We start from the raw sequence: 20,389 nt of genomic DNA, 5'->3' as shown, positions 1-20,389 counted from the left end.
TGATGAGCGGTTTTCTTCAGGCGATTGCACGCCGTCCCACCGGTACGAAGGAACGCCGACCTCGAAGGTTGGCAATTGCAGTCTTCTTGGCAGCACTTTTTGGTCTGTTGGCTGCCCCCGCCTCCGCTGCAAAAATCGACGACCAATTCCGCGCCTGGCTGCAGAACGATCTGTGGCCGGAAGCGAAGGCGAAAGGCATTTCCAAAAAAACCTTCGACGCCGCTTTCGATGGCATCAAGCCCAATCTGAAGCTGCCCGACCTGGTGAAGCCGGGCGAAAAGGCGACCACGCCGCAGAAACAGCATCAGGCCGAATTCGGCTCACCCGGCGCCTATTTCGCCGAGAAGACCATCGGTGCGGTGACGGCCGGCGGTCGGGCGCGCGAAGCGACCAATGCCCGCACGCTGGCCGCCATCGAAAAGCGCTATGGCGTGCCGGGCGAAGTGCTGCTGGCGATCTGGGGCCGTGAAACCGGCTTCGGCGCGGCGAAAATGCCCTATGATGCCTTCGAGGTGCTGGGCACCAAGGCGTTCATGTCGACCAAGAAGGAATTCTTTCGCACCGAGCTTTTGGCCGCACTGGAAATCGTCGAGCGCGGCCTGGCCCCGGTCGGCGCAATGAAGTCATCCTGGGCCGGCGCGCTCGGCCAGCCGCAATTCATGCCGACTTCGTTCCTGAAGCATGCCGTCGATTTCGACGGCGATGGCCGTGTCGACATATGGAATTCGACGCCGGACGTGCTGGCCTCGATCGCCAACTACCTCGTCCACTATGGCTGGGTGAGGGGGCGTGGCTGGGGTTTTGAGGTGACCGTCCCGGAGACGGTCTCCTGTTCGCTGGAGGGTCCGGACCAGGGTAGGACAATTTCGCAATGGGCTGACATGGGCATCAAGCGCGTTGGCGGCAAGCCGTTTCCGGCGAGCGAGCTGAAAGCTGAAGGCTTCCTGCTGATGCCGGCTGGGCGCAGCGGGCCGGCCTTCATCGCCACCCCCAATTTCTACGTGCTGAAGGAATACAACACCAGCGACCTCTACGCGCTGTTCATCGGCCACGGCGCCGATCGCATCGCCCATGGCGACAGCAATTTTGCCGGCAGCTGGGGCGCGGTCGGCGGGCTCTACCGGTCGGACATCGCCGCCTTGCAGCGGGCGCTGGAGGCCAAGGGCTACGATGTCGGCAGCGCCGACGGCCTGCCCGGCTTCAAGACCCGCCGGTCGATCGGCAAGTGGCAAGCCAAGAACGGCCGCGCCGCCACCTGTTTTCCTGATGCCGATCTGGTCGCGGCGCTGAAGTAGCTCCGATATTTAGCAGATTTTTCCCGATTGGCGGCATCAATTAGCCGGCGCGTGCATCGACTCGCCCCAGCCCATTCTGGTCCAATACGCTGTCTTGCAAATGCTCGTTGCGGGCCAGAATGCCGCCGGATATGGTGTTGACCAATTGGACAAAAACCACGACGGTAAGTGGGCAGAGGGCCATTGTCGGCCCCGAAAAGAATACTGCAATCCTGAGCCGGGAACTCAGGTCAACAAAACAGGGAACAATCACAATGATGATGGAAAAGTTTGCTCTACGCTCGCGCATCCTGCTCGCGGGTGCCGCCATGTCCGCGCTGCTTCTGGCCGGCGCGCCAGCGGGCGCGGTCACCCCCGCCGACACCCTGGTCGAAGGTTTCGCGATCGACGACATCATCTCCATGGATCCGGGCGAGGCGTTCGAGTTGTCGACCGCCGAGGTCACCGGCAACACCTATGATCTGCTCGTCCGTCTCGACCTCAGCGACACCTCGAAGGTCAAGGGCGACCTCGCCGAAAGCTGGACCGTTTCCGACGACGGCCTGACCTACACATTCAAGCTCAAGCCGGGCCTGAAATTCGCCTCGGGCAATCCGATCACCGCGGCCGATGTCGCCTACTCCTTCGAGCGCGCCGTCAAGCTGGACAAGAGCCCGGCCTTCATCATCGGCCAGTTCGGCATCAGTGGGGACAACGTCACCGAGAAGGCCAAGGCGGTCGACGACACCACCTTCCAGTTTGTAGTCGACAAGGCCTATGCACCGAGCTTCGTCTTGAACTGCCTGTCGGCAACCGTTGCTTCGGTGGTCGATGCCAAGCTGGTCAAGGAACATGTCGCCGCGGTCACGCCGAGTGCCGACTACAAATGGGACGATGATTTCGGCAATGCCTGGCTGAAAACCGGCTACGCCGGCTCCGGCGTCTTCAAGCTGCGCGAATGGCGCGCCAACGAAGCCGTCGTCATGGAGCGCAACGACAATTACTTCGGCGAAAAGGCCAAACTTGCCCGCGTCATCTATCGAAACATGAAGGAAAGCTCGGCCCAGCGCCTGGCGCTCGAAGCCGGCGACATCGACGTTGCCCGCAACCTCGAGCCCAACGACCTCGACGCCATTGCCAAGAACGCCGATCTCACATCGACCAGCGCGCCAAAAGGTACGGTCTACTACATCAGCCTCAACCAGAAGAACCCGAACCTCGCCAAACCCGAGGTACGCCAGGCGTTCAAGTATCTGGTCGACTATGATGCCTTGGGCTCGACCATCCTCAAGGGTATCGGCGAGATCCATCAGACCTTCCTGCCGAAAGGCGTGCTGGGTGAACTCGACGAGAATCCGTTCAAGCTCGACGTTGCCAAGGCCAAGGAATTGCTCGCCAAGGCCGGTCTGCCCGACGGCTTCAGCGTAACCATGGATGTACGCACCGGCCAGCCGACCACCGGCATGGCGGAATCGATCCAGCAGACGCTCGGCCAGGCCGGCATCAAGCTGGAGATCATTCCGGGCGACGGCAAGCAGACGCTGACCAAGTACCGCGCCCGTAACCACGACATCTATATCGGCCAGTGGGGCCAGGATTATTTCGATCCGAACTCCAACGCCCAGACCTTTGCCTCGAACCCGGACAATTCGGATACCGGCAAGTCCCATACGCTTGCCTGGCGCAACGCCTGGGACATTCCGGACCTGACCAAGCAGACGGAAGCAGCGCTGCTCGAGAAGGATGCGGGCAAGCGCGCCGATATGTACAAGGATCTCGAGAAGAAGATCCTCGACACCAGCCCCTTCGTCGTCATCCACCAGCAGCTGGAAGTGGCGGGCCTGCGCAAGAACCTCAAGGGCTTCGCGCTCGGTCCGAGCTTCGACAGCAACTTCGTCGGGCCGGTTTCCAAGGAATAACGCCGACGGACGCGCCGCATGAGCGCGATTGAAAACGAGGGCGGGCGCCGCAGCGCCCGCGCCGTCGCCCTTGCATCATCGCTCGGCCGTTTCCTGGTCATCGCGATCACGACCTATCTTGGTCTGCTCGCGGTCACCTTCTTCATCGGCCGCGTCATCCCGATCGACCCGGTGCTGGCGGTGCTCGGCGATCGGGCGCCGGCCAATGTCGTCGAGCGCACGCGCCGCGAGATGGGCCTCGACCTGCCGTTGGTGGAGCAGTTCTACATCTATGTGAGAAGCGCGCTACACGGTGATTTCGGCACCTCGGTGCTGACCACCAATCCGGTCATGACCGACATTCGCCGCGCCCTTCCGGCAACGACGGAACTGGCGACGCTGGGAACGCTGATCGGTGCATTGTTCGGCGTGCCACTTGGCGTGCTGGCCGCGGTCAGGCGTGGCAGTCTCATCGACCAGATCGTGCGCATCATTGGCCTCATCGGTTATTCCGTGCCGATCTTCTGGCTTGGGCTGCTGGCGCTGGTGCTGTTCTACGCCAAGCTGCAATGGGTGGCGTTTCCGGCCCGGCTCGACGTCGTCTACGAATACACCTTCACGCCGATCACCGGCTTCTATCTCCTGGATTCCCTGTGGCAGGGGCAGTGGGACGTCTTCTATGACGCCTTCCGCCACATCATCCTGCCGGCCTCGCTGCTCGGCTATTTCTCGCTCGCCTATATCAGCCGCATGACGCGCTCGTTCATGCTCAATGAGCTCGCCCAGGAATACATCGTCGCGGCCCGCGCCAAGGGCCTGTCGGAAACCCGCATCATCTGGGGCCATGCGCTGCGCAACGCAGCCGTGCCGATGGTGACGGTGATTGCGCTCTCCTACGCCGGGCTGCTCGAAGGCTCGGTGTTGACCGAGACCGTGTTCTCGTGGCCAGGTATCGGCCTCTACATCACCAATTCGCTGCAGAACGCCGACATGAACGCAGTGCTCGGCGGCACCATCGTCATCGGCTCGGTGTTCATCGGCATCAACCTTCTCTCCGACCTGCTCTACCGCGTGCTCGATCCGAGGACGAAGTCCGCATGAGCGCCGACGCCATCCAGACCCGTCGCGACTGGCTGCTCAGCGAGAGGCCGGCGTCGCGCATGCAGGCACGGCTCGGCCGCGCCTATGTGGCTTGGCGGCGCTTTTCCGCCAACCGGCTGGCGTTTCTCGGCCTGCTCATCATCATTGCCTTGCTGGTCGTTGCCGCCACTGCCGGCGTGCTGGCGCCCTATTCGCCGACATTCGGCGACCTCAAGGGCTCGCGCCTGCTGGCGCCGAGCGCCGAGCACTGGTTCGGTACCGACGATCTCGGCCGCGATATCCTCTCGCGCATTCTCTACGGCTCGCGCTGGACACTCTACGTGGTCATCCTGGTTGCCATCATCGCCGCACCGATCGGCCTCTTGGTCGGCACCGTCGCCGGCTATGCCGGCGGCTGGACCGATGCGATCCTGATGCGCATCACCGACATCTTCCTCGCTTTCCCCAAGCTGATTCTGGCGTTGGCCTTTGTCGCGGCCCTGGGCCCCGGAATCGAGAATGCGGTGCTCGCCATCGCCATCACCTCCTGGCCGCCCTACGCTCGAATTGCCCGCGCGGAAACGCTGACCGTGCGCAATTCCGATTACATCAAGGCGGTGCAATTGATGGGCGCCTCGCCCTTCCGCATCGTGCTGCGCCACATCATGCCGCTCTGCATCTCCTCGCTGATCATCCGGGTGACGCTCGACATGGCCGGTATCATCCTGACCGCCGCCGGTCTCGGCTTCCTTGGCCTCGGCGCGCAGCCGCCGCTGCCCGAATGGGGCACCATGATCGCGTCGGGCCGCCGCTTCGTGCTCGACCAGTGGTGGGTGGCCGGTGCACCGGGCTTCGCCATCCTGATCGTCAGCCTTGGCTTCAACCTGCTTGGCGATGGCCTGCGCGACGCGCTCGATCCGCGCAGTGGTGACCAATGAGCACGCTTCTCGACGTCGAGGACCTGCGCGTCACCTTCCCGACCCGCACCGGGCTGGTCGAGGCGGTGCGTGGCGTCACCTTCTCGCTTGGCCGCGAACGGCTCGGCATTGTCGGCGAGTCCGGCTCGGGCAAGTCGCAGACCGGCCGCGCCATCATGGGGCTCACGCCGCCGCAGGCCCGCATATCGGCGAACAAGCTTGCCTTCGACGGCATCGACCTGCTCAGCGTCTCGCCACGCGAACGCCGTGCGTTGCGCGGAAAACGCATCGCCATGATCCTGCAGGATCCGAAATATTCGCTGGATCCGGTGATGAGCATCGGCCGCCAGATCGTCGAGACGCTGCGCACCCACGAAAAAGTCGGCAAGGCCGAGGCGCGCGACCGCGCGCTGGCGATGCTGGAAGCGGTGCAGATCCGCGACCCGGCCCGCGTCTTCGACCTGCATCCGCATGAAGTGTCCGGCGGCATGGGCCAGCGCGCCATGATCGCCATGATGCTGATCGCCGGACCGGAAATGATGATCGCCGACGAGCCAACCTCGGCGCTCGACGTCACCGTGCAGCTCGATGTGCTCGGCATCCTCGACCGGCTGGTCAGCGAGCGCGGCATGGGGCTGATCTTCATCTCGCACGATTTGCGCCTGGTTTCGTCCTTCTGCGACCGCGTCATCGTCATGTATGCCGGCAAGGTGGTCGAGCAGCTCAAGGCGTCCGAACTCGGCCGCGCCCAGCATCCCTATACGCGCGGCCTGCTCAACTGCATGCCCAAGATCGGCGCTGACCGTCACCCGCTGCCGGTGCTCGACCGCAAGCCGGAGTGGGCGGCATGACAGCAGCGATTGCCGTCGACAGGCTGGGAGTGATCTTCGACCGCTTTCACGCGCTGAAAGGTGTCAGCCTCGACGTGCAGCCGGGCGAATCCTTCGGCCTGGTCGGCGAATCCGGCTCCGGGAAATCGACGCTGCTACGAGCCATCGCCGGCCTTGCGCCTGTTGCGTCGGGGAGCATCACCGTCAACGGCAAAAAACTTGGTGCTCGCCGCGACAAGGCCTTTTACCGCGAAGTGCAGATGGTCTTCCAGGATCCGTACGGCTCGCTGCACCCGCGCCAGACCGTCGATCGCCTGCTGCAGGAACCGCTCGCCATCCATGGTTTTGCCGACGGCGAAAAGCGCATCCAGCGGGCACTCGACGAGGTTGGCCTCGGTAACGGTTTTCGCTTCCGCTACTCGCATCAATTGTCGGGCGGCCAGCGCCAGCGCGTGGCGATCGCGCGCGCGCTCATCCTCGAACCGTCGATCCTGCTGCTCGACGAGCCGACCTCGGCACTCGATGCCTCGGTACAGGCGGAGGTGCTCAACCTTTTGGAAGAGGTCCGCCGGCGGCGCAAGTTGACCTTCCTGATGGTCAGCCACGACCTCGCCATCATCACGCATATGTGCGGGCGGTTGATGGTGATGCAGAGCGGCGAGGCGGTGGAGAATCTGAGTGCGGACGACCTTGTCGAGCGGCGTGTGACGAAGGACTATACGCGCAATCTGCTCAGGGCGAGCGAAGGATTTGTGCGGGCGTAGCTGATCTTTCCACGTCGAGTTCCGTCGCGCCCCCCTCTGGCCTGCCGGCCATCTCCCCCTCAAGGGGGGAGATTACTCGCGCAACCGCTTCGCCAATTACAAACGGCGGAAGGTTGGCGAGGCAACTGAAACCGCCAATCTCCCCCCTTGAGGGGGAGATGTCCGGCAGGACAGAGGGGGGCGTGAAGGAACGCGACACTACTCGCAATTTGCCCTCAGGCTGCCCCGCCTTCCGGCACCGCGTCCCCGTGCGCGCCCTCGCTCCCCAATCCCCGCTTCGGCTCCTTGATCCTGAACCACGCCACGTAGAGCGCCGGCAGGAACAACAGCGTGATCGCGGTGCCGGCGATGATGCCGCCCATCATGGCATAGGCCATCGGTCCCCAGAACACCTCACGCGCAATCGGGATCAGCGCGAGGCTCGCGGCCGCTGCCGTCAGCGCAATCGGCCGCATGCGGTGCTCGGTCGCCTCGATCACCGCCGCCCAGCGGTCCTTGCCTTCGGTGACGAGATCCTCGATCTGCACGATCAGGATGACCGAGTTGCGGATCAGGATGCCGATCAGCGCCAGCACGCCGAGGATGGCGACGAAGCCGAGCGGCGCGCCGCTAGGCACGAGTGCCGCCACCACACCGATCAGGCCGAGCGGGGCGACAGCAACGACCAGGAACAGGCGCTGGAAGCTCTGCAACTGCACCATCAGGATGGTCGCCATGACGAACAGCATCAGCGGCACGACGGCGGCGATCGGTCCCTGGCTTTTAGCGCTCTCCTCGACCGAGCCTGCGGTCTCGACCGAATAGCCCGGCGGCAGCTTGGCGATGAAGGCATCGACGGCTGGCCTCAGTTCATTGACCACGGTCGCCGGCAGCGTGTCGCCGACCAATCCGGCGCGTACGGTGATCGTCGGAATGCGGTTACGCCGCCACACCGTCGGCTGCTCCAGCTCGTAGCGGAAGTTGGCCACCGCCGCGAGCGGGATCGCCTCGCCGGTGCCGGTAGGCAACTGCAAGTTCTGCAGCGTCCCGATCGAGCCGCGTTCGGCATCGCGTGAGCGCGCCACGACGTTGATCAGATAGGTGGCGTCGCGCACCTGCGTGATGGTGTCGCCGCCGACCGTGCTGTTCAGTACGCTGGCGATATCGGAGGAGGTGATGCCGAGCTGGCGCGCCTTGTCCTGCAGCACGTCGACCCTCAGCACACGCTGGGGCTCGTTCCAGTCGAAGGTTGGCGCGGCAAGCTTCGGATTGGTCGAGATGAGGCCGGCGAATTGCTGCGCCAAGCCGCGCACCGTCTGGATGTCGGGACCGCCGACGCGGTACTGCACCGGGCGGCCGACCGGCGGCCCCAGTTCGAGCGGCTTGACGAAGGCATCGGTGCCGACGAACTCTTCGCGCAGCAGCTTCTCCAGTTGCGGCTTCAGCCGGTTGCGCGCCTCGATGCTCTTGGTGACGATGACGGTCTGGCCGAAGTACGGATTGGCCGGTTGCACGTCGAAGGCGAGCAGGAAGCGCACCGCGCCCTGGCCGATATAGGAGCTGAAATGGTCGATGTCGGGGTTGCCGGCCAGCGCGCGCCCTTCGAAACGCTCGATCTGGTCCCGGGTCTCGGTGATCGACGAGTTCTGCGGCAGGTTCCAGTCGACGATCAGCTCCGGCCGGTCGGAAGGCGGAAAGAACTGCTGCTGGACGAGGCCAAAGCCGGCTATCGAGCCGGCAAACAACAGCACCGTGGCGATGATGGTCAGCCAGTGATACCGCACAGAGCCGATAAGCACGCGCCGGAACAGTGACGTGAAGCGGCCCGGCTGGTCGTGGTGCTTCGTCTTCATCGTCGCCGGAAGAATTGTGACGCCGAGTAGAGGTGCAAACAGCACGGCTACGATCCATGATACCAGAAGCGACACCGCGATGACGACGAACAGGGTGAAGGTGTATTCGCCGGCGGCGCTGTTGTTGAGGCCGATCGGGATAAAGCCGGCGACCGTCACCAGCGTACCGGTCAGCATTGGGAAGGCAGTCGATGTGTAGACGTAAGTCGCCGCTTTGCGCAGATTGTCGCCGACCTCAAGCCGCGCCACCATCATTTCGACCGCGATCATCGCGTCGTCGACCAGGAGACCGAGCGCGATGATCAGCGCCCCCAGCGAGATGCGCTGCAGCGAGATGCCGAGATAGGCCATGACCGTGAAGGTGATGGCCAGCACCAGCGGGATCGACAGCGCCACGACGAAGCCGGCGCGCATGCCGAGGCTGATGAAGGACACCGCGAGCACGATGGCGACCGCCTCGAACAGCGCGCGCGTGAAGCCCGAGACGGCCTCCTCGACGATGACGGGCTGGTCGGCGACCAGATGCACACCGACGCCGACCGGCAGGTCGGCCAGCACCCTGTTCATCTCCGTGTGCAGCGCCTCGCCGAACTGCAGCAGATTGGCGTTGGGCTTCATGCCGATGGCGAGCGCAATGGCGTCCTGGCCATTGAAGCGGAACAGCGCCGTCGGCGGATCGACATAGCCGCGCGTGATCGTCGCCACGTCGCTCAGCCGGAAGAAGCGGTCGTTGACGCGCAGATTGATCGCACGCAGACTCTCTTCGGAAGTGAACTGGCCACCGACCCGCACGCTGATGCGCTCCGGCCCGGACTCGATGACACCGGACGGCGTGATCGCGTTCTGCGCTTGCAGGCTGGCAATGATCGCTTGCTGGTTGAGGCCGAGGGCGGCGATCTGGCGGGTCGAGAATTCGAGATAGATCGCCTCGTCCTGCGCGCCAACGAGATCGACCTTGCCGGCATTCGGCACGGTCAGGATTTTGGTGCGGACGTCCTCGACATAGTCGCGCAGCTGGCGCGGCGTCAGCCCGTCCGACGTGAAGGCGTAGATGTTGCCGAAGACATCGCCGAAGCGGTCGTTGAAGAACGGTCCCTGCACGCCTTGCGGAAACTGCGTCCGGATGTCGTTGACCATGTTGCGGACCTGAATCCAGTTCGGCACGACATCGCGCGCCTTGGTGGTGTCCTTCAGGTTGACGAAGATGACGGTCTGGCCGGCGGTGGTGACGGATCTGGTGAAATCGAGGCTGTCGAGCTCCTCGAGCTTCTTCTCTATGCGGTCGGTCACCTGCTGCCCGGTCTCCTTGACCGACGCGCCCGGCCAGTTGGCCTGGATGATCATCGTCTTGATGGTGAAGTTGGGATCTTCCTCACGACCGAGATTGAGGTAGGAGAAGATGCCGGCCACCACGAAGACCAGCATGAAGTACCAGACCATGGAGCGGTGGCTGAGCGCCCAGTCGGAGAGATTGAAGCCCTTCATCAGACGCCGCCCTCCGGCACTCTGACCTTCTGGCCTTCGCTCAGGCTGTGGACGCCGGCTGTGACGACGCGCATACCGGCTTCCAGCCCTTCGGCGACGGTGAAGGTAGCGGCGCCCTTTGCGGCGACCTTGATTTCTTTGGCGTTAACGCTCGATGTCTGCGCATCGACGATCCAGACCTTGTCGACGCCGTCCCCTTCAAACAGTGCTGACATGGGCAATTCTATCGTCGGCGTAACCTTGGTTACGCGGGTCGCCGTCACTGTCGAGCCGAGTCGGAAGGCTCGCGGCGGATCGGTGAGCGTCAGCCGCACGCGCCGCGTGCGGGTCGAGCCTTCGGCCTGCGGCGCGATCTCGCGCAGCTTGGCCTCGGTCTGGATCGTCGGCTGCGATTGCAGGATGACCTGGAATGGCGTGCCGTCCGTGAGGTCACCGATCAACTGGTCGGGAATGTCGACCACCGCTTCGCGCAGGTCCGAGCGCGCCACCGTGACGACCGTCTGGCCAGGCGAGACCGTCTGGCCGACCTCGGCGCCGGTGGCGGTGACAACGCCGTCGAAATCCGAGAACAGCCGCGCGTAGCCAAGCTGCTCCTGCGATTTGGCAAGTGAGGCCTTGGCCCGTTCGACGCCGGCCTCCGCCGCTTTCCTCGCCTGCTCCGCCGCATCGAAGGCCGCCTGCGTCGTGTTGGCGGCGGCAAGCAGCTGGCGCTGGCGTTCCTCGCTGCCTGCGGCGTTGGCGAACTGCGCCTCGGTATTGGAGAGTTCCGCCTTGGCGGCCTGGACGGCCAGCTCCAGTGCGGTCGGGTCGAGCGCGGCGATCGTCGTGCCCTTGCTGACGATGTCGCCGACATTGACGTCGCGCGACACAACCCGGCCAAGCAGGCGGAAGGCGAGGTCGGCACTGACCTGCGGCTCGACCGAGCCGGCAAAGCCGAAGGTCTGGGTGGTGCGCGGCTCGATGACCACCGACAGCACCGGCCGGATGATCTCGGGTGGCTTTTCCTCGGACTTCGAGCAGGACACGAGCGTGCCAAGTGCAAACAGGCCAAGCATGAGGTGCGGCAGCCTTCTCATTGGCCCGCTCCCGATATCTCGACCGTTTGCCCGGGACTGAGCAACTGCCCGCCTGCCGTAACGACGCTTTGGCCTGCGTTCAGCCCGCTGGCGATGACGACCGTGCCCGATTCGAATGCCAGCACCTCGACGGGCGCCGTCACAACCGCCTTGGTCGAGGGGTCGACGATCCAGACAGCCGGTTTGCCGGCGGTGGAGGTCAGCGCCTGCCAGGGCAACAGAATAGCCTTCGTCGGACTGGCGCTGACCGAGCCGATGACAGCCGCGCCCAGTGGCATGCCGGCGGGCGTGTCGGGAATGGCGACCTTGACCCGGATCGAGCCCGAAGCCGGATCCACCGCTGGCGAGACTTCGCGCACCTTGCCCACGGCCTTCACCTGCGGGTCGGACAACAGCGTGATCGTCACCGTCGGCGATGGCGGTGTTTTGGCAACCAATGTTTCCTGGACATTGAACACCGCGTCGCGATCGCCGTCCTCGGCGACGGTGAAGACGGTCTGCGCCGCCTGCACCACCTGTCCGGTTTCGACCTGGCGGGCGGTGATGACGCCGGCGGCACCCGCTTTGAGCTCGGTGTAGGAGAGGTTCTGCTGGGCGTTGGTGAGTGCGCTCCGTGCGGCATCGACACTACCTTGCGCCACCTTCAGCGCCTGATCGGCGGCGTCATAGTCGCGCCTGGTGGTAAAACCCTGGGCAAGCAGCGTCTTCTGCCGCTCGAAGGCGGCGGCGGATTGGGTCAGCTGTGCCTGCGCGGCGTCAAGATCGGCCTGTGCCGAGCGCAAATCGGATTCCTGCTCCTGCGGATCGATGCGGGCGAGCACAGCACCTTGATCGACATGCTGGCCGACATCGACCAGCCGCTCGGCGACGCGGCCACCCACCCGGAACGACAGATTGTTCAGCGTGCGCGCCGCGATCACGCCGGTCAGCGAGGTCCTTGGCGAAAAGTCTGCGATCGCCACTGTCTCGGTGCGCACCATCACCGGCAGCCTGTGTTCGGCTGCCTCCTGCTTCTGGCAGCCGGCCAGCAGCAGGCTCGCCATCGCGCAGGCAAGGATTGAGGTGTTTCGGTACGGCAAAGGGCTTGGGAGCAATGGTTGCAAGGCGGACGATTTCGCGTTCCTGCTCATGGCTTCCCCTGCCTGCGTGGGACGCTCCCACCGCGGAGCCTCGCGGGCCGTCCAAAGATAATCGATCCCGATGAAAAGGGAATCTCTCTCGTACGCGCATCGGTCGACTGGTCAAGGCGGCGCCCGGCGGCAGGCCCAATCGCCTGTTGACGGTGCCGACTTGAGGAAAACGTGAAATAAGGTCAGAAGACGTGTCAGCGACATCAAACAAGAACGGGCGCCGGCCCGATGAGGGATCCCATGAAGAATTCAGCCATTTCCGAACGCAAGAACCAGTCCATCTCGCGCGGCGTCGGCATGACCACGCAAATCTACGCGGACCGGGCTGAAAACTCGGAGATCTGGGATGTCGAGGGCCGCCGCTACATCGACTTCTCGTCGGGCATCGCCGTCGTCAACACCGGTCATCGCCATCCGAAGGTGATCGAGGCGGTCAAGGCGCAGCTCGACCGCTTCACCCACACCTGCCACCAGGTGGTACCCTATGAAAGCTATGTGCGCTTGGCCGAACGGCTGAACGGCATACTGCCCGGCAAGTTCGAGAAGAAGACGATCTTCGTCACCACCGGCGCCGAGGCGGTCGAGAACGCCATCAAGATCGCCCGCAACGCCACCGGCCGCCAGGCGGTCATCGCCTTCGCCGGCGGCTTCCACGGCCGCACCTTCATGGGCATGGCGCTGACCGGCAAGGTCGTGCCCTACAAGGTCGGCTTCGGCGCCATGCCGGGCGATGTCTACCACGCGCCGTTCCCGGTGCCGCTGCATGGCGTGTCGATCGCCGATTCGCTGGCCGCACTCGACCGGTTGTTCAAGGCCGATGTCGATCCGGCCCGCGTCGCCGCCATCATCATCGAGCCGGTGCAGGGCGAGGGTGGCTTCTACGACGCGCCGCGTGAGTTCTTGACCGCGCTGCGCAAGCTCTGCGACCAGCACGGCATGCTTTTGATTGCCGACGAAGTGCAGACCGGCTTTGCCCGGACCGGCAAGATGTTTGCCATGGATCACCATGAGGTGGCGGCCGACATCACCACCATGGCGAAAAGCCTGGCCGGCGGCTTCCCGTTGGCCGCGGTCACCGGCCGTGCCGAGATCATGGATGCGCCCGGCCCCGGCGGGCTCGGCGGCACCTATGGCGGCAGCCCGATCGGTGTCGCCGCCGCGCATGCCGTGCTCGACGTGATCGAAGACGAGAAGCTTTGCGACCGCGCCAACACGCTGGGTGCACGGTTGAAGCAGCGGCTGCAGTCGATCCGTGACGACGTGCCCGAGATCGTCGATATCAGAGGCCTCGGTTTCATGAACGCCGTCGAGTTCAACGACGTCAAGAAAGGCCTGCCGTCGGCCGAGATCGCCAATGCGATCAGGCTGAAGGCGCTCGATAAGGGGCTGATCCTGCTGACGTGCGGCGTCTATGGCAACGTCATCCGCTTCCTGGCGCCGATCACCATCCAGGACGGCGTCATGAACGAGGCGCTCGACATTCTGGAAAGCTCGATCCGCGAAGTCTGCGCTGCCTGATCGACGGCGCGTCGGCCTAAAGGGCCGGAATTATCCAGCCGCTCTGGCTGGTTCACCCTCGAGGAAAGCGGCCAGCGCCGCCTTCAGGCCTTCGGGGCCCGCCGCAATTGTCTGCGGCGTCGGTGAGAAGCCGGCGCCGAGCATTTTTCGGCCAAGCATGTGGTCGCCGGGCCGGTTGACTGATTCGATGCCGAGCAGCCGGTTTCCGGCGTAGTGGTAGATCGAGAACTTGTTGTCGGGCAGGTCGCCCAGCACGACATGGCTGTCGCCGCCAGCGGTCAGGCCGACCATCTGCAGCTTCATGTCGCCGATGTCGGACCAGAACCACGGCACAGCCGAATAGACGTCCGCATGGCCGGTAATGGTGCGGGCGGCGAGCCGCGCCTGGTCGGTGGCGTTCTGCACCGATTCCAGCCGCACGTCGCCGCCTGTGAACCAGTGCCGGTAAGAGGTGGCGTCGCCAATGGCGAGGATTTCTGGCGCCGAACTGCGCATCTGGTGATCGACGCGGACGCCGTTGGCGACAGCGAGGCCGGCTTCCTGTGCCAGCTCGACATTCGGCACGGCGCCGATGCCGATGATGACCATGCGTGCTGGCAGCCTTTCACCGGTTGAGGTGATCGCTGCCGAGACATGGCCGTTTTCGCCTTCGAGCCTTGCAATCGAGGTGCCGGTAAGGATGCGCACACCGATCGCTTCCAGCCTTTGGCGGACATGGCTCGCCACGACCGGCGCCACGGCGCGGCCGAGCAGCCGGTCGACCGCTTCGACCACCGTCACCGTGCGGCCGGCCGCACGCAGCGTGGCGGCGATCTCCAGACCGATGAAACCGCCGCCGAGGATAACGACATCGTCGCTCTGCGCACTCAACTCGCGGATCAGCCGCGCATCAGCCAGCGAGCGTAGCGACAGCACGCCGGAAAGCTCTGAACCGGCCAGCGGCAGGGTGCGCGGGCGCGAGCCGGTCGCCAGGATCAGGTGATCGAAGGCAAGCGCGCCACCACCGGCAACGTCCAGGCTACGACGGGGAGCGTCGATACGCTCGATCCTGACGCCGGGCCGGTAGTCAATGGCGCTGCCGGTATAGAAGGCCTCGCCGCGCAGCGGCTGCGGCTTGGCCTCGGCGTCCTTGATGAAGGTCTTCGACAGCGGCGGCTTGTGGTACGGCAATTCGTTCTCGTCACTGACGAGGATCACCGGTCCGTCATAACCCTCCTCGCGCAGACTTGCAGCCGCTTGCACGCCCGCATGACCCGCGCCGACAATGACCACACCGTTCTTCATCGCATTCCAATCCCGGTTCAATTCTAGGATGTCCCGCCAAGTGGCAATTGTCTGGCACCGCCGCAAGAGAGCTTTTGCGGGTCGCACCCGGAATGGCGGCTGTCAATCGCACCGTTCATCGGCAAGACCCGGGCATAAAGTTGACTGTCGTAGTTTAGAATAATTCTAAACTGTTGTTTCAATTGGCTTTTCCTGTCGATTTTCATTGACTTCCACCAACGTCGAAGCTTTATGGAGGCTCGCGCAATAGCGCATCCCTTTGATGTCTGGGCCTTGAACCCTTTCGATTGGAGGCATTTCGGTGTCTTTCTTCCGCAGACCACGTCTTGTCGTGGCCATTTTTTTGCCGGATGGCGTTGCCCTGCCCGACTTGTGCAGGCCGCCTGTTGCCGCGCCCACATTTCAGTGAATTCCTGAGGAGATGACAGTCATGAGAGCGATGATATCGGCACGGTATGGCAGCAGGCTCGCCGCGATCGGCGCCACCGCCCTGCTGACGGCGGCTGTGTTCGTGCTGCCGGCCAAGGCCGAAACCGACGCGAAGGCGGTCATCAAGACCTATGCCAATATCGGGCTCGCCAAATACGAGGATTCGCTGACCACCGCGCAGGCGCTCGACAAGGCGGTCGACGCCCTGCTTGCCAAACCATCGGTGGAAACCCTCAACGCCGCCCGTGACGCCTGGAAGGCAGCGCGCGTTCCCTACCAGCAGACCGAAGTCTACCGGTTCGGCAACAAGATCGTCGACGATTGGGAAGGCGAGGTGAATTCCTGGCCGCTCGACGAAGGGCTGATCGACTACGTCGCCAAGAGCTATGGCACGGAATCGGACGCGAATTCGCTCTATACGGCCAATGTGATCGCCAACAAGGAGATCGAGATCAACGGCAAGAAGGTCGATGCCACGAACCTGACGCCGGAATTCCTCTCCGGCACGCTGCAGCAAGCCGGCGGCATCGAGGCCAATGTCGCCACCGGCTATCACGCCATCGAGTTCCTGCTCTGGGGCCAGGACCTGCACGGCACCGGCCCGGGGGCCGGCGAGCGCCCGTACACCGACTATGACCTCAAGAACTGCACTGGCGGCAATTGCGATCGCCGCGCGCAATATCTGAAGTCAGCGAGCGACCTTCTGGTTTCCGACCTGCAGAAGATGGTCAACGACTGGAAGGAAGACGGCGCGGCGCGCAAGAATCTCGTCGATGGCGAGCCGAACACCGCCATCTCGATCATCTTCACCGGCATGGGCTCGCTGTCCTATGGTGAACTCGCCGGCGAACGCATGAAGCTTGGGCTGCTCTTGCATGACCCGGAGGAGGAGCAGGACTGCTTCTCCGACAACACCTACAACTCCCATCTTTATGATGCCATAGGCATTCGCGCCGCCTACCACGCCAGCTATACCAGGCTCGACGGTACCGTCGTTTCGGGACCTTCGGTGGCCGATATGGTGAAGGCGGCCGATCCGGCAATCGACAAGGAACTGTCGGGCAAGCTCGATTTCACGGTCGCCAAGATGGAGGCGATCAAGGCGCGGGCACTGGCCGGCGAGGCCTATGACCAGCAGATCGCCGAGGGCAACACGGAAGGCAACGCCACCGTACAGGCGGCGATCGACGCGCTGATCGACCAGACCAAGTCGATCGAACGCGCAGTCGGCACCCTGAAGCTCAATGCCATCGCCTTCGAGGGTTCCGATAGTCTCGACGCGCCGGACAACGTGTTCAAGTAACCGCCGACGGGCCATGGCCTGAACCGAAGCCTGACAACCGGCTTCGAAATAGGCCATGGTAAGAAATCAAGCCACACGGCGCGGGAGGCGCCGTCAGCCATCCGAGCCGCCAAATGCTGATATGCCATTGCAACATCATCACCGAGAGGGAAATCGAGCAGACGATCATCGGGCTGCTGGATCAGGATCCCTGGCAACTGATCGTGCCGGCGAAGGTCTATCACTCCATGCAGAAGCGCGGCCGCTGTTGCGGCTGCTTCCCAAATGTGGTCGAAACGATCATTCGGGTCACCGAAAATTACCACGCCCGCTCGGAGGCGAGCGGCGTCGACATCGTTTCACACCTGGACCGCGTCAGAGGCCTGCGCGTCCAATATGGGAGCAGGATCCATGAAAGGCGAACCGCAGATCATCGAGCGGCTTAACGAGGCTCTTTTTCTGGAGCTGGGGGCCGTCAACCAGTATTGGGTGCATTTCCGTCTGCTGGAGGACTGGGGATACGCCAAGCTGGCAAAGAAGGAGCGGGCGGAATCGATCGAGGAGATGCACCATGCCGACCGGCTCGTGGCCCGCATCATCTTCCTCGAAGGCCATCCGAACCTGCAGTCCGTGGCGCCGTTGCGCATCGGGCAGAACGTCAAGGAAGTGCTCGAATCCGACCTTGCCGGCGAATATGACGCGCGTACCGCCTACAAGCGCTCGCGTGAGATCTGCGAGGAAGCGGGCGATTACGTGTCGATGAAGCTGTTTGAGGAATTGCTGTCCGACGAGGAAGGTCACATCGACTTCCTCGAGACGCAGCTCGACCTGCTTGCTTCGATCGGCGAGGAAAAATACGGCCAGCTCAACGCCGCATCGGCGGACGAGGCGGACTAAGGACATGCGGGAATGCGGCGCCTGCTAGAATTCGTGCGCCGCTTGCGGCGGGCCAATGGCTCGCCGCCTCGTCACAAAACGCCAGCCGGATCGGCGCGTGGGCGCTGCGTCGTCCTCGTGGTGGCGCTCACCACTTCAGCGATTGCCGGCGACCTTCAGCCCGCCGGCCTCGGCACCACGCGCACCGACCTCAATCCGAAGGATCAGGCGCGCGTCATAGCCGTCACCAGGCCGACGTCGGATTTTTCCAAGCCCGAGCAGTTCGAACGGATGCAAGGGGGCGCCGGCACGTCCAGGAAGGACGTCAGCCGCGATTCCTTCTCGCAACCCTCGGCCAACATCACCTTCGAGGAAGAGGGTAACTTCAAGCTCGGCAACGCCCTGTTCCGCAAGAACTGGGTGTCGTCGCCATCCTCGACGCAGGCTTCGGACGGGCTCGGTCCGCTGTTCAATGAACGCGCCTGCCAGAACTGCCATCTGAAGGATGGCCGCGGCCGCCCACCGCAAGGCAACGTCGGCACCACCTCGATGTTCCTGCGGCTGGCCCGCGAGGCGAGCAGCGCGGAAGAGAAGGCAGCGCTTGCCGACCACAGGCTGCTCAATTTTCCCGACCCGGTCTATGGCTCGCAATTACAGGAGCTGGCCGTGCCCGGCCTGCGCGGCGAAGGCAGGATGCATGTCGACTATCAGGAACGGCAGGTGACGCTGGCAGACGGCACCGTGATTTCGCTGCGCAAACCCAGCTATTCGGTCATCGATCCCGGCTATGGGCCGCTTGATCCGCGCACCACGCTGTCGCCGCGCCTGACGCCGCCTATGATCGGGCTTGGCCTGATCGAGGAGATCGCACCGGCGGATATCCTTGCCAATGCCGACCCGGACGACCGGAATGGTGACGGCATTTCCGGCAGGCCCAACATCGTGCGCGACGGCCAGGGCGGGGAGCTGACGCTTGGCTGTTTCGGCTGGAAGGCGCAGACAGCGTCGATCCGCCAGCAGGCGGCGGATGCCTTTGCCGGCGACATCGGCATCTCGACGCCGGAAGAGCCGAAACATTGGGGCGACTGCACCACCGCACAGGAAAAATGCCTCGCCATGCCGAATGGCGTGCAGCAGCGCCTCGGCCCGGTCGAGGCGCCGGCGCCGGTTATGGATCTCGTCATCTTCTATTCGCAGAACCTGGCGGTGCCGGCACGCCGCGACCTCGACACACCGCAGGTGCTCGCCGGCAAGAAAATCTTCTACGAGACAGGCTGCATTGCCTGCCACACGCCGAAATTCGTCACCCGTCGCGGCACGCCCAACCAGGCGCAGGCCTTCCAGTTGATCTGGCCTCATTCCGACTTCCTGCTGCACGACATGGGCCCGGATCTGGCCGACGGCCAGGCCGTGGGCGAGGCGACGGGCAATGAGTGGCGCACTCCGCCACTGTGGGGCATTGGCCTGACCGAAACGGTCAACGGCAATGCTTTCTTCCTGCATGACGGCCGCGCGCGCACCCTGACCGAGGCGATCCTGTGGCATGGCGGCGAGGCGCAGAAGACGCGCGACAGCTTTGCCGCCGCCAGCGCGGCCGACCGCGATGCACTGCTCAAATTCCTGGAGTCACTGTGATGCTCAAGCGCTCTGCACTGGTTCTCGTTCTGCCGCTGGCTCTGCTGGGCGTCGCCCCGGCGTCGGCGGCTGTGAAAGCCTCCGAAATCATCCAGCGGGCGGTCGACGGCTTTGTCCGCCCGGCCTATGCCAGCCTGCACGACCACACTGGCCATTTAACCAAGGCGATACACACGCTCTGCACCGCGCCCTCTCAAGAAGACTTCGATGCGGCGCGGGCCCAGTTTTCGGCGACGGTCGATGCCTGGTCGTCAGCCGAGATCATCGGGTTCGGGCCGATCAAGGAGAACAACCGGCTGGAGCGCATGCTGTTTTGGCCGGACCGCAAGAGCATCGGCCTGAAGCAAGTGCAGGCGGCGCTGTCCGACAAGGACCCGACAGCAACCGATCCGGCACAGCTGGCCGGCAAGAGCGTCGCCATGCAGGGGCTGGGCGCGCTGGAATTCGTCCTTTACGGCGATGGCGCCGAGGCGTTGACGGGCAAGGCCGATCCCTATCGCTGTGCCTATGGCGCCGCGGTTGCCGGCAACATCGAAACCATGGCCGGCGAGGTCAGCGCCGCCTGGAACAAGCCTGACGGTTTTGCCGTTCTTTGGGCCAATCCGGGGCCGCAGAATGCGCTTTATCGCGACGGCAACGAAGCGGTGACCGAACTGGTCGGTGTTTTCATCAATGAACTGGAAATGGTGCGCGACGTGCGCCTGAAGGGCTTTTTCGGCGGCAAGCCGGATGCGGACAAGCCCAGGCAAGCAATCTACTGGCGGTCGCAGAACACCACCAATTCGCTGGCCGCCAATCTGTCGGGAATAGACAATCTGTTCCAGGCCTCGAAGCTCGGTGACGCGCTGCCGCCGGACGCGCGCTGGATGGCGGAATCGATCCATATCCAATTGGTCAATGGCATCGCCACTGCCAAGGCGGTCAGCGGTCCGATCGACAAAGCGCTTGCCGATCCGGCACTGCGCGAGAAGCTCGATCATTTCGCGCTGATCACCTCCAGCCTGTCGACCCTGATCGGCACCAGGCTGACCGCCGAATTCGGCCTGACCGCCGGCTTCTCGTCGCTCGACGGAGACTGA

General features: G+C 63.9%; 17 protein-coding genes. 12 read left to right on the top strand and 5 right to left on the bottom strand.

Going from position 1 to position 20,389, the window contains the following annotated elements; translation table 11 throughout:
• Positions 1-2 precede the first annotated feature (2 nt).
• From AC1D2G_RS06275 to AC1D2G_RS06250, 6 genes are all read left to right on the top strand, one after another.
• Positions 3-1,295: a lytic murein transglycosylase gene (locus tag AC1D2G_RS06275; RefSeq protein ID WP_477412717.1), complete on the top strand. Its 1,293-nt coding sequence runs from the start codon at positions 3-5 to the stop codon at positions 1,293-1,295.
• A gap of 254 nt (positions 1,296-1,549) precedes the next feature.
• Complete coding sequence (locus AC1D2G_RS06270) at positions 1,550-3,193, top strand: ABC transporter substrate-binding protein (protein WP_477412715.1); 1,644 nt, start codon at positions 1,550-1,552, stop codon at positions 3,191-3,193.
• A gap of 18 nt (positions 3,194-3,211) precedes the next feature.
• Positions 3,212-4,273 carry an ABC transporter permease gene (locus AC1D2G_RS06265; RefSeq protein ID WP_095082468.1) on the top strand — a complete coding sequence of 354 codons (1,062 nt, stop codon included), beginning with the start codon at positions 3,212-3,214 and terminating at the stop codon, positions 4,271-4,273.
• A complete protein-coding gene (nikC, locus tag AC1D2G_RS06260; RefSeq protein ID WP_095082466.1) occupies positions 4,270-5,190 on the top strand; it encodes a nickel transporter permease in 921 nt (306 codons plus the stop codon). The genes AC1D2G_RS06265 and nikC overlap by 4 nt, the downstream gene beginning before the upstream one ends.
• Entirely contained in the window at positions 5,187-6,020 is an 834-nt protein-coding gene (locus AC1D2G_RS06255) for an ABC transporter ATP-binding protein (RefSeq protein WP_095082464.1), read from the top strand. Before nikC ends, AC1D2G_RS06255 begins: the two co-directional genes overlap by 4 nt.
• Complete coding sequence (locus AC1D2G_RS06250; RefSeq protein WP_477412713.1) at positions 6,017-6,763, top strand: ABC transporter ATP-binding protein; 747 nt, start codon at positions 6,017-6,019, stop codon at positions 6,761-6,763. The genes AC1D2G_RS06255 and AC1D2G_RS06250 overlap by 4 nt, the downstream gene beginning before the upstream one ends.
• A gap of 215 nt (positions 6,764-6,978) precedes the next feature.
• On the opposite strand, the gene AC1D2G_RS06245 is transcribed toward AC1D2G_RS06250, so the two are convergent.
• Genes AC1D2G_RS06245 through AC1D2G_RS06235 form a run of 3 tightly spaced genes read right to left on the bottom strand, consistent with a single transcriptional unit; the run spans position 6,979 to position 12,286 of the window.
• Positions 6,979-10,080 (bottom strand): efflux RND transporter permease subunit, encoded by a 3,102-nt coding sequence (locus tag AC1D2G_RS06245; RefSeq protein WP_477412711.1) that lies wholly within the window; start codon positions 10,078-10,080, stop codon positions 6,979-6,981.
• Positions 10,080-11,156 carry an efflux RND transporter periplasmic adaptor subunit gene (locus AC1D2G_RS06240; protein WP_477412709.1) on the bottom strand — a complete coding sequence of 359 codons (1,077 nt, stop codon included), beginning with the start codon at positions 11,154-11,156 and terminating at the stop codon, positions 10,080-10,082. The genes AC1D2G_RS06245 and AC1D2G_RS06240 overlap by 1 nt, the downstream gene beginning before the upstream one ends.
• Entirely contained in the window at positions 11,153-12,286 is a 1,134-nt protein-coding gene (locus AC1D2G_RS06235) for an efflux RND transporter periplasmic adaptor subunit (RefSeq protein WP_477305050.1), read from the bottom strand. The genes AC1D2G_RS06240 and AC1D2G_RS06235 overlap by 4 nt, the downstream gene beginning before the upstream one ends.
• Before the next feature lie 240 nt (positions 12,287-12,526).
• On the opposite strand from AC1D2G_RS06235, the gene AC1D2G_RS06230 reads away from it, so the two are divergent.
• On the top strand, positions 12,527-13,804 hold the full coding sequence (locus AC1D2G_RS06230; protein WP_477412707.1) for a 4-aminobutyrate--2-oxoglutarate transaminase: 1,278 nt from the start codon (positions 12,527-12,529) through the stop codon (positions 13,802-13,804).
• A gap of 30 nt (positions 13,805-13,834) precedes the next feature.
• Here AC1D2G_RS06230 and AC1D2G_RS06225 read toward each other — a convergent pair whose 3' ends face one another.
• Together AC1D2G_RS06225 and AC1D2G_RS06220 are read right to left on the bottom strand one after the other, a co-directional pair.
• A complete protein-coding gene (locus AC1D2G_RS06225) occupies positions 13,835-15,088 on the bottom strand; it encodes an NAD(P)/FAD-dependent oxidoreductase (protein WP_095082454.1) in 1,254 nt (417 codons plus the stop codon).
• Between the two features lie 23 nt (positions 15,089-15,111).
• The gene (locus AC1D2G_RS06220) at positions 15,112-15,294 is read right to left on the bottom strand and encodes a hypothetical protein (protein WP_477412705.1); all 183 of its coding nucleotides are present in this window, start codon (positions 15,292-15,294) and stop codon (positions 15,112-15,114) included.
• 233 nt (positions 15,295-15,527) lie between these two features.
• Between AC1D2G_RS06220 and AC1D2G_RS06215 the strand changes: the two genes are divergently transcribed.
• The 5 genes from AC1D2G_RS06215 (at position 15,528) to AC1D2G_RS06195 (ending at position 20,389) form a co-directional block, all read left to right on the top strand.
• Entirely contained in the window at positions 15,528-16,820 is a 1,293-nt protein-coding gene (locus tag AC1D2G_RS06215) for an imelysin family protein (RefSeq protein ID WP_477413054.1), read from the top strand.
• Between the two features lie 113 nt (positions 16,821-16,933).
• A complete protein-coding gene (locus tag AC1D2G_RS06210) occupies positions 16,934-17,245 on the top strand; it encodes a (2Fe-2S)-binding protein (protein WP_477412703.1) in 312 nt (103 codons plus the stop codon).
• On the top strand, positions 17,211-17,696 hold the full coding sequence (gene bfr / locus AC1D2G_RS06205; RefSeq protein WP_095082450.1) for a bacterioferritin: 486 nt from the start codon (positions 17,211-17,213) through the stop codon (positions 17,694-17,696). Before AC1D2G_RS06210 ends, bfr begins: the two co-directional genes overlap by 35 nt.
• A 12-nt stretch (positions 17,697-17,708) precedes the next feature.
• Positions 17,709-19,310 (top strand): di-heme oxidoreductase family protein, encoded by a 1,602-nt coding sequence (locus AC1D2G_RS06200; protein WP_477412701.1) that lies wholly within the window; start codon positions 17,709-17,711, stop codon positions 19,308-19,310.
• On the top strand, positions 19,310-20,389 hold the full coding sequence (locus AC1D2G_RS06195) for an imelysin family protein (protein WP_477412699.1): 1,080 nt from the start codon (positions 19,310-19,312) through the stop codon (positions 20,387-20,389). The genes AC1D2G_RS06200 and AC1D2G_RS06195 overlap by 1 nt, the downstream gene beginning before the upstream one ends.

The organism is Mesorhizobium sp. P2_C7 (assembly GCF_056404515.1).
The sequence above is the reverse complement of the archived record's forward strand: the minus strand, read 5'-3'. Positions and strand labels throughout refer to the sequence as shown.